The organism is Xenorhabdus entomophaga (genome assembly GCF_037996725.1).
Lineage (GTDB): Bacteria > Pseudomonadota > Gammaproteobacteria > Enterobacterales > Enterobacteriaceae > Xenorhabdus > Xenorhabdus khoisanae.
The window spans coordinates 75,069-87,772 of the sequence record NZ_JBBMXH010000006.1 but is presented as its reverse complement, the minus strand read 5'-3'; the positions used below and the strand labels follow the sequence as shown (position 1 = coordinate 87,772).

The following is a 12,704-nucleotide window of genomic DNA, read 5'->3' as shown; positions in this document are numbered from 1 at the left end:
AACCCAAAGGTTCGCGGCCTGTTTGGCAAAGTTGGCCCGTGAACCTAACCCCGGAAACCAGTCGCGCCAGTGGTGACAAAAATACGTCCAAATCCCTTTATCTGTTGAAAAACCTAAGAATTCACCAATCACTTCCATCGTGATGACTTCCGCATCACTCAATTTAGGTGGGAGCCCTCGGCTTCTGAATCGCATACCTTGCTGTAACTGCATTAAATTGTCATCTACCCAACAAAACACCCAAATGATAAAATCTTGCTGTGACATAGCCTTTTGTTCCTTTATTTCTCTATTTTTGACGACTTAAAGTTATAAAGGAGCGGCTATGTCATTTCAACTCATCATAAAAGTCGAGCATCGCGTTAAATAACATAAAATAGCTATCTAATATTCTTTTATATAATAAGAATAGATTGAAACTTTATTTCCATAAATAAGATGTTAGCGTATGGTTAATCTGTATCTAACGGTATTTTAGGGGCAATCGAACAATGAGCAAAATTTATGAAGACAATTCGTTAACTATTGGTCACACTCCGCTGGTACGTCTAAAAAATTTCACTAATGGCCGCATCTTGGCAAAGATAGAATCCCGTAATCCCAGTTTCAGTGTAAAGTGCCGCATTGGTGCCAATATGATTTGGGATGCTGAGAAACGCGGTATTTTGACCAAAGATAAAGAACTTATTGAACCGACCAGTGGCAACACCGGGATTGCACTTGCCTATGTTGCAGCGGCTCGTGGTTATAAGCTGACATTGACCATGCCCGAAACAATGAGCCTTGAGCGCCGTAAGCTCCTGAAAGCCTTGGGAGCCAAACTGGTGCTGACCGAAGGTGCAAAAGGCATGAAAGGTGCCATTGACAAAGCCAACGAAATCCATGACAGCGATCCCAACCGTTATATACTCCTGCAACAGTTCAGTAATCCAGCCAATCCAGAAATTCACGAAAAAACCACTGGCCCTGAAATTTGGGAAGATACCGACGGTAATGTAGATGTTTTTGTTGCGGGTGTAGGAACTGGCGGCACTATTACCGGAGTTGCTCGTTACCTGAAAAACACTCGTGGCAAACCCGTGACCATCGTCGCAGTAGAACCAGAAGATTCACCTGTTATCAGTCAGAAATTGGCCGGTGAAGAACTTAAACCAGGCCCACATAAAATTCAGGGGATCGGCGCTGGTTTCATCCCTGATAACTTAGATTTAACATTAATTGACCGTGTTTTTAAAATCAGTAATGAAGAAGCCATTCAGATAGCACGCGAAGTTACTGAAAAAGAAGGCATTCTTGCCGGTATTTCTTCGGGAGCCGCTGTTGCAGCAGCAATCAAATTATCACAAGAAGATGAATACAAAGACAAAAATATTGTGGTGATTTTACCTTCTTCGGCTGAACGTTACCTGAGTACGGTATTGTTTGCTGATTTATCTAATGATTGAAAATCACGCAGTAATATTTTTCATTACATTGACAAAAAGGCACCTTAAGGGTGCTTTTTTGTGCATTAGATCAAACTTTAAAGCTTTCCTAGATGATTTATTCAAGCAGCTTTAGTATTTAACCAGTAATTATTTTGATGCACGAAATTAATCGCAAAGCCGACAGCTAAAAGATTATTCAATTCCGCTATTACTCGAATAGCGTGTATTAACACCAACTCAACAATTGAATGCATCAAGTGTGTTAATTTTTTGATAATGATTAATATACATTCGATAAATTTCAAGTTGTATTCAATCGAACCACAATTTGAAAGATGAAAGGTATACACCTTATTTCATTATCAATTTAACGGTTGTACAAGTCTAAGGGAATTCAACTACACTAGCTTTAGAATTCTCTTAGCTTATCAACGAATATTTAAGTTATTGAGGAAATACTATGTTCCAGCAAGAAGTTACTATTACTGCACCAAACGGCCTCCACACTCGCCCTGCTGCACAGTTCGTCAAAGAAGCAAAAGGCTTTTCTTCTGACATCACCCTAACTTCTGGAGGCAAGTCTGCCAGCGCAAAAAGCCTGTTTAAACTACAAACACTGGGACTGACTCAAGGTACAGTTGTAACGATTGCTGCTGAAGGCGATGATGCGCAACAAGCTGTTACACATTTAGTTAAACTGATGGGTGAATTGGAATAATCGTCCACTTATCAAACCAATTCATTTCATTCAGTTTATCCCCGGATTGATAAAACCCGGGGGTATTTAGAGCCTCCCCCTGAAGCTCAATGAAAGGTAATCATCCGCAGTAAGGTCATATAGTATGATTTCAGGCATCTTAGTATCACCAGGCATTGCTTTCGGTAAGGCATTATTGCTGAAAGAAGACCCGATCATTATCAACCATAAAAAAATTACCCCTGAACAAGTCGAACAAGAAATTTCCCTCTTTAAACAAGGCCGCGACAAATCTTCCGCACAGCTAGAAATAATCAGAGAAACAGCCGAAAAAAACTTGGGTGCAGAAAAGGCCGAGATCTTCGAAGGCCATATTATGTTGCTGGAAGATGAAGAGTTAGAGCAGGAAATTGTTACTCTTATCAAGAAAAACCTGGCAACCGCAGATGCTGCTGTTTATTCCGTCATTGAAGATCAAGCTAAGGCGCTGGAAGAACTGGATGATGAATATTTGAAAGAACGTGCGGCCGATGTTCGTGATATCGGTAAGCGTTTGCTGAGAAATATTCTGGATATGCCAATTATCGACTTAGGTTCGATTGAAGAAGAAGTGATTCTGGTTGCCAGTGACTTAACACCATCAGAAACCGCGCAACTCAATCTGGATAAAGTACTCGGTTTCATTACTGATCTGGGCGGCCGCACTTCCCACACCTCCATTATGGCCCGCTCTTTGGAATTACCCGCCATTGTTGGGACAACCAACGCAACCAAACAAATCAAAAATGGCAGTTATCTGATTCTTGATGCGGTTAACAGCCAAATTTATGTGAACCCATCTGATGCCGAAATCGAGCAACTGAAAACCGCAAAAAGCGAATACCTGACAGAAAAAGCCGAGCTGGCAAAACTAAAAGATTTACCTGCCATCACACTGGATGGGCATCAAGTTGAAGTGTGCGCCAACATTGGCACAGTTCGTGATGTCATGGGAGCTGAGCGCAATGGGGCTGAAGGTGTCGGTTTATATCGTACCGAATTCCTGTTTATGGATCGCGATGCCCTGCCGACTGAAGACGAACAATTTGAAGCCTATAAAGCAGTAGCGGAAGCCGTTGGCAATCAAGCTATCATTATTCGCACGATGGACATCGGTGGCGATAAAGATCTGCCTTACATGAATCTGCCAAAAGAAGAAAACCCATTCCTTGGCTGGCGAGCAATCCGTATTTGCCTTGATCGTAAAGAGATCTTACATTCTCAATTACGTGCTATTCTGAGAGCCTCTGCATTTGGTAAACTTCGTGTTATGTTCCCGATGATCATTTCAGTCGAAGAGATTCGGGACTTGAAAGCTGAACTAACATTGCTCAAAGAACAATTACGCAATGAAAGCAAAGCATATGATGAATCGATTGAAGTGGGCATCATGGTGGAAACACCTGCAGCTGCAACCATTGCTCATCATCTTGCAAAAGAAGTTGACTTTTTTAGTATTGGGACGAACGATCTAACTCAGTATACTCTTGCGGTAGACCGTGGTAATGAGCTGATTTCTCATCTTTACAACCCAATGTCTCCAGCAGTGTTGAACTTAATCAAGCAGGTTATCGATGCCTCACACGCAGAAGGTAAATGGACTGGGATGTGCGGAGAACTTGCCGGTGACGAGCGCGCTACACTGTTGCTTTTGGGCATGGGTTTGGATGAATTCAGTATGAGTGCGATATCAATTCCACGCATTAAAAAGATCATCCGTAATACCAATTACGATGATGCTAAGGCACTGGCAGAACAAGCTTTAGTTCAGCCAACAGCACAGGAATTGATGGATTTGGTTGACACTTTTACCAGAGAAAAAACACTCTGCTAAACACATTAGCCAGAACATGGTCCCATTAAAACAATTAGGAGAAGATTCATGGGTCTGCTTGATAAATTGAAATCTCTGGTTTCAGACGATAAAAAAAACAGCGGCAGTATTGAAATTATCGCCCCATTGTCAGGTGAGATAGTCAATATAGAAGATGTTCCGGATGTTGTTTTTGCCGAGAAAATTGTGGGTGATGGCATCGCCATTAAACCGACCGGCAATAAAATTGTTGCTCCTGTTGATGGCACCATTGGTAAGATCTTCGAAACTAATCATGCTTTTTCTATCGAGTCCGATAGTGGCATTGAGCTATTCGTACATTTTGGTATTGATACTGTTGAACTAAAAGGCGAAGGTTTTAAGCGCATTGCTGAAGAAGGCCAACGAGTACAGAAAGGCGATTTGGTTCTAGAGTTTGATTTGGCATTTCTGGAAGAAAGAGCTAAATCAACCTTAACTCCTGTTGTTATTTCCAACATGGACGAGATTAAAGAGTTATCTAAGGTGAGTGGATCAGTTGTCGTTGGTGAATCCGTCATCATGCGCATCAAAAAATAACCGATCATCTTAGTTTTTGGATGGTTCGTGAATCGCCACTGTTTTGTCAGGTACTTTATTCATTCAACCTGATAATACAGAGGCGATTTTTTACGCTAATCTCAATGGGTTCCAACATACAGTATGATGACAAAGAGGAAAATCCCTTGAAGCAGGACTCAGTTATCCGGATAAACATCCGCCAGTGATTCGCATTGGGAGAAACCAATTCCCACCCACCAAACGTAGAAATTCCCTCCAACGAAAAACGCTTAATTGAATACCCCTGTGGATAAATATCTATCACCACGATCGCAAATAATTGCCACAATAACGGAGTCAGGGTTTTCAGCCGCAATGCGAAGTGCCCCAGAAACTGCGCCACCAGAGCTAACACCACAGAAAATACCTTCCTTCTGTGCCAATAAACGCATTGTCGTTTCAGCTTCCAACTGAGTGATATCCAAAATCTGATCCACCAACTCTTTCTGGTAAATACCTGGCATATAAGCCGGAGACCAACGACGGATACCCGGGATATGGCTATTTTCTGCGGGTTGTAATCCTGTGATTTGCACTTTGTCTGATTGAGATTTCAGGTAGCGACTCACACCGGTAATCGTGCCGGTTGTTCCCATACTGGAAACAAAGTGTGTCACCCGGCCTTGTGTCTGTTGCCAAATTTCCGGGCCGGTGGTTTTAAAATGCGCCAGTGAGTTATCCGTGTTATTAAACTGATCGAGAACCTTCCCTTCTCCCTTTTTTTCCATTTCTTGTGCCAAATCTCGCGCACCTTCCATTCCCAGCTCTTTACTAACCAAAATTAATTCCGCGCCATAAGCCCGCATTGATGCCTGTCGTTCAAGGCTCATATTTTCAGGCATCAGAAGTTTTAAGCGATATCCCTTTACTGCCGCGATCATAGCCAGTGCAATGCCAGTATTCCCGCTCGTTGCTTCAATCAGAACATCACCGGGTGTAATTTCTCCGCGCAATTCTGCCTGCTGGATCATTGAAAGAGCAGCCCGGTCTTTTACAGAACCCGCTGGATTATTACCTTCCAGTTTTACCCAAATTTCCGCATCAACACCTTCTGTGATCTGCTGTAATTTTACCAGTGGTGTATTACCTATAAAGTCTTCCAAGCTTGCCACAGTATTACCTAGTTCATATGAAAATGGGTAACCAACTAATCATATTCAGAATACGGTAGCAAGATATTAAGCAAAAAATCCCTGTTTCCCCGTTATAAAAGGGAAGCAAGGATTAATAATAAAAATGTATCGAATCAGGCCGATTCAGCCAGTCTTAAGACTTTTAACGGTAAATCTCCCGTATATAAGCGAGCGCCTGTTCCTCCAATAAAATAATAATCTCCTCTGGCCGGAATAGATGAATTATCTTTCCAGACAACTGAGAGTAATTCACCTCCCCATCCTATTGGTTGGAGAGATAAGAGAGAAAAATGCCCACGCGGGCTAACTTCCACGATCTGAATTGGCAAGGGGCAAGAAGCCGTTTGCTGTTTACTGAGTGTCATATCCCATGGCCGGAAAAAGACTTCCACTTTCCCCTGATGCAAGGGAGTGATATCCAATGGGAAAATTCTCCCGCCAACCCAGAGTTGTGAACCTTTAATTTCACCACGGAATTTATTGGTTTCCCCCATGAACTCGAGCACAAAGCGGCTCTCCGGTTCATTCCGCACTTGCTGTGGTGTTCCAACCTGTTCAATGTGTCCGTGATTCATCAGTACCACTCTATCCGCCACTTCCATTGCCTCTTCCTGATCATGGGTGACAAACACGCTGGTAAATTTCAATTCTTCATGAAGCTGACGCAACCAGCGGCGCAACTCCATTCGCACCTGTGCATCCAATGCACCAAAAGGCTCATCCAACAAAAGGATTTGTGGTTCTACGGCCAATGCCCTTGCCAGCGCCACCCGTTGTTTTTGCCCGCCAGAGAGCTGTGATGGATAACGGTCAGCCAAATGGGATAACTGCACCATATCGAGCAATGCCATGACCTTACTACGCAGCGCCTCGCTACCGGGGCGCTGGCGACGAGGAAGTACAGTCAGGCCAAAAGCCACGTTGTCAAACACCGTCATATGACGAAATAAGGCGTAATGTTGGAAGACAAACCCGACACGCCGATCTTTCGCATGTACCCGGCTGACATCCTGACCGTGAAATTTCAATTGGCCTGAATTTTGCTGTTCAAGCCCTGCAATAATCCGCAACAATGTCGTTTTGCCAGAACCTGACGGCCCGAGCAGGGCGATCATCTCACCGGATTCGATATCCAGTGAAATTTCATTCAGTACCTGAGAACGACCAAAAGATTTACTGATTTTAGTGATTTCAATACTCATATTCTGTCCCCATACCTTACCCTTGCTGACGGCTCAAACGCCATTGCAACGCACTTTTGACAATCAGAGTAATAATCGCCATTACTGCCAATAAGGCTGCTGCCGTAAATGCGCCAACTGTGTTGTAATCCTGATAAAGAAGTTCAACCTGCAAAGGCAAAGTATAGGTTTCTCCCCGAATCGATCCTGATACGACGGACACTGCGCCAAATTCCCCTATTGCCCGAGCGTTAGTCAAAACAACTCCATACAACAGTGCCCAACGAATATTTGGTAATGTCACATGCCAGAACATCGTCCAACCGGAAGCGCCCAGTAATATAGCTGCCTCATCTTCCTGACTGCCCTGACTCAACATCACTGGCACCAATTCCCGAACAACAAACGGGCATGTTACGAATACGGTTACCAGTACCATTCCCGGCCATGAAAACATTAATTGAATGCCATAGTCACCCAACCAACTTCCCAGCCAGCCATTGGCACCATAAAACAGGAGATAAAGCAGCCCTGCGACAACCGGCGAAACCGCAAACGGAATATCAATTAATGTCAGTAATAGTTGTCTGCCGGGGAATTGGAAACGTGTTACTAACCATGACGTCATCACACCAAAAACCAAATTGATGGGAACAGTGATAAGCGCAATCATCACTGTTAACCAAATAGCATGCAGCATATCGGAATCGAAAAGGTTCTGGGTAACGATGTCCAGCCCTTTGGAAAAGGCAGTCAGAAAAATCCACGCTATCGGGATCACCAGCAACAGAACCGAAAAAAGTATACCTGTGCCAATCAGCAACCATTTCCCCCAATTTATCGGGGAATGTTGTGCCACTGTGTATTCGGAAAACTCAGTCATCAATGCCCTCCTATCCGTTTCCCAAAGCGGCTTTGTAATACATTGACACTAAACAAGAGTAGTAATGACGTGGCAAGAATGACTGAAGCAATTGCACTGGCTGCCGGATAATCAAATTCTTGCAAGCGAACAAAGATCATTAAAGAGACAACCTCGGTTTGCCAGGCAATGTTGCCCGCAATGAAAATTACAGCACCAAACTCCCCCAGACTGCGGGTAAAAGAGAGCACTGTCCCTGCAATCAATGCCGGTGAAACTTCCGGCAAAATAACCCGCTGAAAAGTTTGCCAGCGACTTGCTCCCAATGTCTGCGCGGCTTCTTCATATTCAGGACCCAGTTCTTCAAGCACTGGCTGCACAGTACGAACAACAAAAGGCAAACTGGTAAATGCCATTGCTACCGCAATGCCCAGCCAGGTATTTGTGACTTTGATATCAATATGACCAAGCCAGGCACCATACCATCCGGTTGCAGAAAACAACGTCGCCAACGTTAAACCTGCAACTGCCGTCGGTAAAGCAAACGGCAAATCCATCAAACCATCAAGTAAACTGCGCCCCGGAAATTGGTAGCGCGTTAATATCCATGCCATCAACATGCCAAAAACCATATTGAACAGACTGGCAACCGCAGCCGCCAACAATGTCACCTTATAAGCGGCAACAACTTGTGGGTTGGCAATCACCTGCCAGTATTGCTCCCATGTCATACTGGAAAGCTGTACTACCAAGGCACTTAATGGCAATAACAGGATAAGGCAGGTATAAAACAGACTACAGCCCAAGCTCAACCCAAATCCGGGCAAGACGCGTTTGCTGAATCTCCACATCATTTACGCCCTTCCATCAATAATTGATCAAGCGTTCCACCAGTGCCGAAATGCGTTTTCATCACTTGAGGCCAGCTACCGAATTGTTCTTCCAGACGAAACAATCTGGTTGCAGGAAAACGGGGGTGCCGGGCTTCCATAACATCTTTATCAACTACACGATAATTAAAATCGGCGATGATTTTTTGTGCTGCCGGACTATACAGATAATTTAAATATGCTTTGGCTACAGCTTCCGTCCCGTTCTTCCGGACGTTTTTATCAACCCATGTCACGGGGAATTCAGCCAGAATATTCACTGGCGGCACAACCACTTGATAATTATCTTCACCATATTGTTTGCGGATATTATTGACCTCAGATTCAAAACTAATCAGAACATCCCCTAACCCACGCTCAATAAACGAAGTGGTTGCTCCACGTCCGCCCGTATCAAATACCTCTACATTTTGCAAAAAGCGCTGCATCTGTTGGCGTACTTTCTCTGTCTCATGCGGATCTTGCTTTTGAAAAGCGCCCCATGCCGCTAAATAGGTATAACGACCATTACCTGAGGTTTTTGGGTTTGGAAAAATTAATTTCACATCATTACGCACTAAATCATCCCAATTCCGAATATGCTTGGGGTTATTTTTGCGTACCAAGAAGGCCATTGTGGAATAATATGGTGAACTGTTATTCGGCAGGCGTTGCTGCCAGTTGGCGGGAATAAAATTGCCACGATCATGCAGTATCTGAATATCCGTGACTTGGTTATAAGTGACTACATCCGCTCGCAATCCATGCAAAATAGCCAGCGCCTGTTTAGAAGAGCCCGCATGAGATTGTTTAATAGTTAATTTTTCCTGTGGGTGCTGTTCATTCCAATGTTTCTCAAATACAGGATTCAAGCCCGAAAATAATTCTCGCCCAATGTCGTAAGAACTATTCAGCAACTCGACAGCCAAGGCGTTGGTGCTATAAGCACTAAGGCTGACCAAAAATGATATGGCAGCCAACCTGCTTAATAATTTAATTTTTATTGTCATTATCTTCATCTAACACCTTACCCATCACGCAATTAGACAACAGTTTTTTCTACATCCAATAGATTTCAAGTTGCAGAGCGACGGCAAAAAAGCAAATCCTCAGAAGGATAGCTGGCTCTATGTTTATAACTACGTAACCAAAGGTGAGTGAGCGTAGCCAACAAAGCAGCAACTTGAAAGATGAAAGGTATACTGTATCCAGAATATTTATAACAGGATAGCTAACTACCTACTGTTTTATATATTAAATTCTTATGAGAAATGATGAAACGAGATAAGGTACAGGGAATGTAAGGTTACTCATTTAGGATGATAATAGTAAAATGCTGGTAATAACGATTTTGGCTGTATCCCTGCTTATCCCTTATATAAGATAAGAGGAAAAAGAGAGTTTAACTTTAATAAAAACTCTCTTTGAGGTTTTATCAGGGTTTCCAGATAATACGCGAAATCTTCCAATCTTTCAGAACATCATCAGAAGGCAATAACCCTTCAGGGCCATCCCAAATTCCGGTAAAAACGTAACTGACATGCTGACTTTGCGGGGCACGACAGATAACTGTAGGTTGCATGGTGAACTCATTGGATCGCTGGCATGCACCAAATGCCTTGCCATATAGCTCGGAGAAAGGGGTTCCTATTTTCGTTCCCCAAACCGTTTTAATTTCCTCATCCAATACATCAATACGATTAACCTTTCCATTGACCAGACCATAAAATTCGAGTTTGACCTGATCACCTTCCATTCCCTGAATCACGCTAATTAATTGACCCCCTTGCGTTTCCATACCACTACGCAGGCGATATTTATCTCCCAAGCCTTGCTCAACTGCGGATTGAGTCATGCCTGTCTGTTTATTGATTTCTCCAATCCCTTGTTCAGAGACACTCAGGGAACTGCCAAACCAGTTTAAAGGCGATAAAGAAGACCATGAAAATCCCGCTGTCCCGGCACAAGCGGTTAACAAAAATGAGCACCCAACTAAACTACTGAGTGTAATGATCCGCTGTTTAGGCAGGAATTTGAATACAAAAAATTTATCCATCACGATTTTTTACCTTGAAGTCTCTATGGGCAATAACTTGACATCTATCAGACCACATTTCCAAAAAAACATTCCCTTGTAAATACAAAACCATTCATCAATAGAAACGTAAAACCGATGTTAATAACACATTAATAATATGACATTGCCGATCTGTTTAAAGAACAAACAGTACTGTAAATCAATGTTCAAAAAATACAGTCGGGAGAAAACAATGGATCTGCCTGAAGGACAATATATTGATTACCAGTTAAACTCTAACTGGTATGTATTAGAAGAAAAATCTGAAACTTCGATTCCTGAAAAGTATTATATCTTTAAAGATAAAGATGGACACATTCAGGCCAAAATTATATTTGATACAGATAATAAAAATCTGGGCTTGTCAAAGGATCTTCTTGTTAAAAAAAACAAACACATGAGAAACTTGACTCATTCTATAAAAATTATAGTAAAAAAAATAATGGCTGAATAACATAAATAATATATAATTCTCAGCCATTTTATATTTTAATCAATAATCAATCGCTTACTAAAAATGGCACTTTCCTGCCCTAAATAATCATATTCCATCTTTTCACACATACAAATTGTTGCATCATTTTCTTCTGGAACCATGATCAAAATACTTGGACAACCTCTTGCCAATAATTTCTTTTCTAAACGGGAAATTAACGCATTAGCAATTCCCCTACCCCTGAATTCAGGATGAACGGCCAAATAATACGCATGTCCGCGATGCCCATCATAGCCACCCATAACTGTACCAACTACTTCCCCGGCAACTTCAGCAACCAGAAACAAATCAGCATCATGGTTTAATTTACGCTCAATGTCTATTTCTGGATCATCACCAGAATTAATCAAATCACAGCGTTCCCAAAGTGTGATGACGGCTTCAAAGTCGTCTTGCCGAAATACCCGAATTTCCATAGTTAGTAAGCCTATCTAATAAGCAGTTGAATCAACGTTAATTATCACTGCTTTTATTTTAGAATCAATATGAAAATGCGTTTACTGATACTAACAGGTATACTGCTAATATTCATAAACTAACCAAAATGAAAGCAGAAATGAATACACCTAATATATCTCAAGTTAAAGATTTTTTCCTCTCATTACAGGATCAAATTTGTAAGCAACTGGAGCAAATTGATGGTCATTCAACATTCATAGAAGACTGTTGGCAACGGGAAGAAGGCGGTGGCGGACGCAGTCGTGTGTTAACCGCTGGCGGTATTTTTGAACAAGCCGGCGTAAACTTTTCGCATGTCATGGGAAAATCAATGCCGGCCTCTGCCACAGCTCATCGTCCAGAATTAGCCGGTCGTAGCTATCAAGCCATGGGAGTCTCCCTTGTTATCCATCCGCTAAACCCCTATATCCCAACCAGCCATGCGAATGTGCGCTTCTTTATTGCTGAAAAAGAAGGAGAAACGCCTTTATGGTGGTTTGGCGGTGGGTTTGATCTCACTCCTTATTATGGTTTCAAAGAAGATGCCATCCACTGGCATAGCGTTGCCAAGACTTTATGCCAACCGTTTGGTGATGATATTTATCCAAAATACAAAGAATGGTGTGATGATTACTTTTTTATAAAACATCGAAATGAACCGCGTGGTATTGGCGGCTTATTTTACGACGATTTAAATACACCTGATTTTGATACCTGTTTTAATTTTACACAATCTGTCGGCAACGGATTCTTGCCTGCTTATTTACCGATTGTAGAACGAAGAAAAAATATGGCTTGGGGTGATCGTGAAAGACAATTTCAGTTATATCGTCGAAGCCGCTATGTTGAATTCAATTTAGTTTGGGATAGAGGAACTCTATTTGGTCTGCAAAGCGGTGGCAGAACTGAATCAATATTAATGTCTATGCCTCCGTTGGTACGTTGGGAATATGGTTATACTCCGGAACCTAATTCTCCAGAATCTGAATTATATAATTCATTTCTGATAAAAAAAGATTGGGTTTAACAATTAAAAACAGGAATATACGATTATCTCTGTGTTCCTGTTTTA

13 protein-coding genes and 1 pseudogene are annotated in these 12,704 nt (G+C 42.3%); 6 read left to right on the top strand and 8 right to left on the bottom strand.

Features of this window, described 5'->3' with window-relative positions; translation table 11 throughout:
- Positions 1–267: pseudogene (locus AAC854_RS02250) on the bottom strand (IS982 family transposase); the annotation flags it as partial.
- Between the two features lie 224 nt (positions 268–491).
- On the opposite strand from AAC854_RS02250, the gene cysK reads away from it, so the two are divergent.
- The 4 genes from cysK (at position 492) to crr (ending at position 4,555) form a co-directional block, all read left to right on the top strand.
- Positions 492–1,445, top strand: coding sequence for a cysteine synthase A (gene cysK / locus AAC854_RS02245; protein ID WP_340615707.1), 954 nt, complete (start codon positions 492–494; stop codon positions 1,443–1,445).
- Positions 1,446–1,887: 442 nt separating this feature from the next.
- Positions 1,888–2,145 (top strand): phosphocarrier protein Hpr, encoded by a 258-nt coding sequence (gene ptsH, locus AAC854_RS02240; RefSeq protein ID WP_273546732.1) that lies wholly within the window; start codon positions 1,888–1,890, stop codon positions 2,143–2,145.
- Between the two features lie 124 nt (positions 2,146–2,269).
- On the top strand, positions 2,270–3,997 hold the full coding sequence (gene ptsI / locus AAC854_RS02235; protein WP_340615706.1) for a phosphoenolpyruvate-protein phosphotransferase PtsI: 1,728 nt from the start codon (positions 2,270–2,272) through the stop codon (positions 3,995–3,997).
- Between the two features lie 48 nt (positions 3,998–4,045).
- Positions 4,046–4,555 carry a PTS glucose transporter subunit IIA gene (crr, locus tag AAC854_RS02230; RefSeq protein ID WP_187653448.1) on the top strand — a complete coding sequence of 170 codons (510 nt, stop codon included), beginning with the start codon at positions 4,046–4,048 and terminating at the stop codon, positions 4,553–4,555.
- 251 nt (positions 4,556–4,806) lie between these two features.
- Here crr and cysM read toward each other — a convergent pair whose 3' ends face one another.
- From cysM to AAC854_RS02200, 6 genes are all read right to left on the bottom strand, one after another.
- Positions 4,807–5,688, bottom strand: coding sequence for a cysteine synthase CysM (cysM, locus tag AAC854_RS02225; RefSeq protein WP_340615705.1), 882 nt, complete (start codon positions 5,686–5,688; stop codon positions 4,807–4,809).
- Positions 5,689–5,822: 134 nt separating this feature from the next.
- Positions 5,823–6,911, bottom strand: coding sequence for a sulfate/thiosulfate ABC transporter ATP-binding protein CysA (gene cysA, locus AAC854_RS02220; protein ID WP_340615704.1), 1,089 nt, complete (start codon positions 6,909–6,911; stop codon positions 5,823–5,825).
- Between the two features lie 16 nt (positions 6,912–6,927).
- Positions 6,928–7,773 carry a sulfate/thiosulfate ABC transporter permease CysW gene (cysW, locus tag AAC854_RS02215; RefSeq protein ID WP_340615703.1) on the bottom strand — a complete coding sequence of 282 codons (846 nt, stop codon included), beginning with the start codon at positions 7,771–7,773 and terminating at the stop codon, positions 6,928–6,930.
- The gene (gene cysT / locus AAC854_RS02210) at positions 7,773–8,606 is read right to left on the bottom strand and encodes a sulfate/thiosulfate ABC transporter permease CysT (RefSeq protein WP_340615702.1); all 834 of its coding nucleotides are present in this window, start codon (positions 8,604–8,606) and stop codon (positions 7,773–7,775) included. The genes cysW and cysT overlap by 1 nt, the downstream gene beginning before the upstream one ends.
- Positions 8,603–9,640, bottom strand: coding sequence for a sulfate ABC transporter substrate-binding protein (locus tag AAC854_RS02205; RefSeq protein WP_340615701.1), 1,038 nt, complete (start codon positions 9,638–9,640; stop codon positions 8,603–8,605). Before AAC854_RS02205 ends, cysT begins: the two co-directional genes overlap by 4 nt.
- 416 nt (positions 9,641–10,056) lie before the next feature.
- On the bottom strand, positions 10,057–10,677 hold the full coding sequence (locus AAC854_RS02200; RefSeq protein ID WP_340615711.1) for an RpoE-regulated lipoprotein: 621 nt from the start codon (positions 10,675–10,677) through the stop codon (positions 10,057–10,059).
- A 214-nt stretch (positions 10,678–10,891) separates the two neighbouring features.
- Between AAC854_RS02200 and AAC854_RS02195 the strand changes: the two genes are divergently transcribed.
- On the top strand, positions 10,892–11,152 hold the full coding sequence (locus AAC854_RS02195; RefSeq protein WP_340615700.1) for a hypothetical protein: 261 nt from the start codon (positions 10,892–10,894) through the stop codon (positions 11,150–11,152).
- Between the two features lie 35 nt (positions 11,153–11,187).
- Here AAC854_RS02195 and AAC854_RS02190 read toward each other — a convergent pair whose 3' ends face one another.
- A complete protein-coding gene (locus tag AAC854_RS02190; protein ID WP_340615699.1) occupies positions 11,188–11,610 on the bottom strand; it encodes a GNAT family acetyltransferase in 423 nt (140 codons plus the stop codon).
- A gap of 140 nt (positions 11,611–11,750) precedes the next feature.
- Between AAC854_RS02190 and hemF the strand changes: the two genes are divergently transcribed.
- Entirely contained in the window at positions 11,751–12,659 is a 909-nt protein-coding gene (gene hemF / locus AAC854_RS02185; RefSeq protein ID WP_340615710.1) for an oxygen-dependent coproporphyrinogen oxidase, read from the top strand.
- Positions 12,660–12,704: the final 45 nt, after the last annotated feature.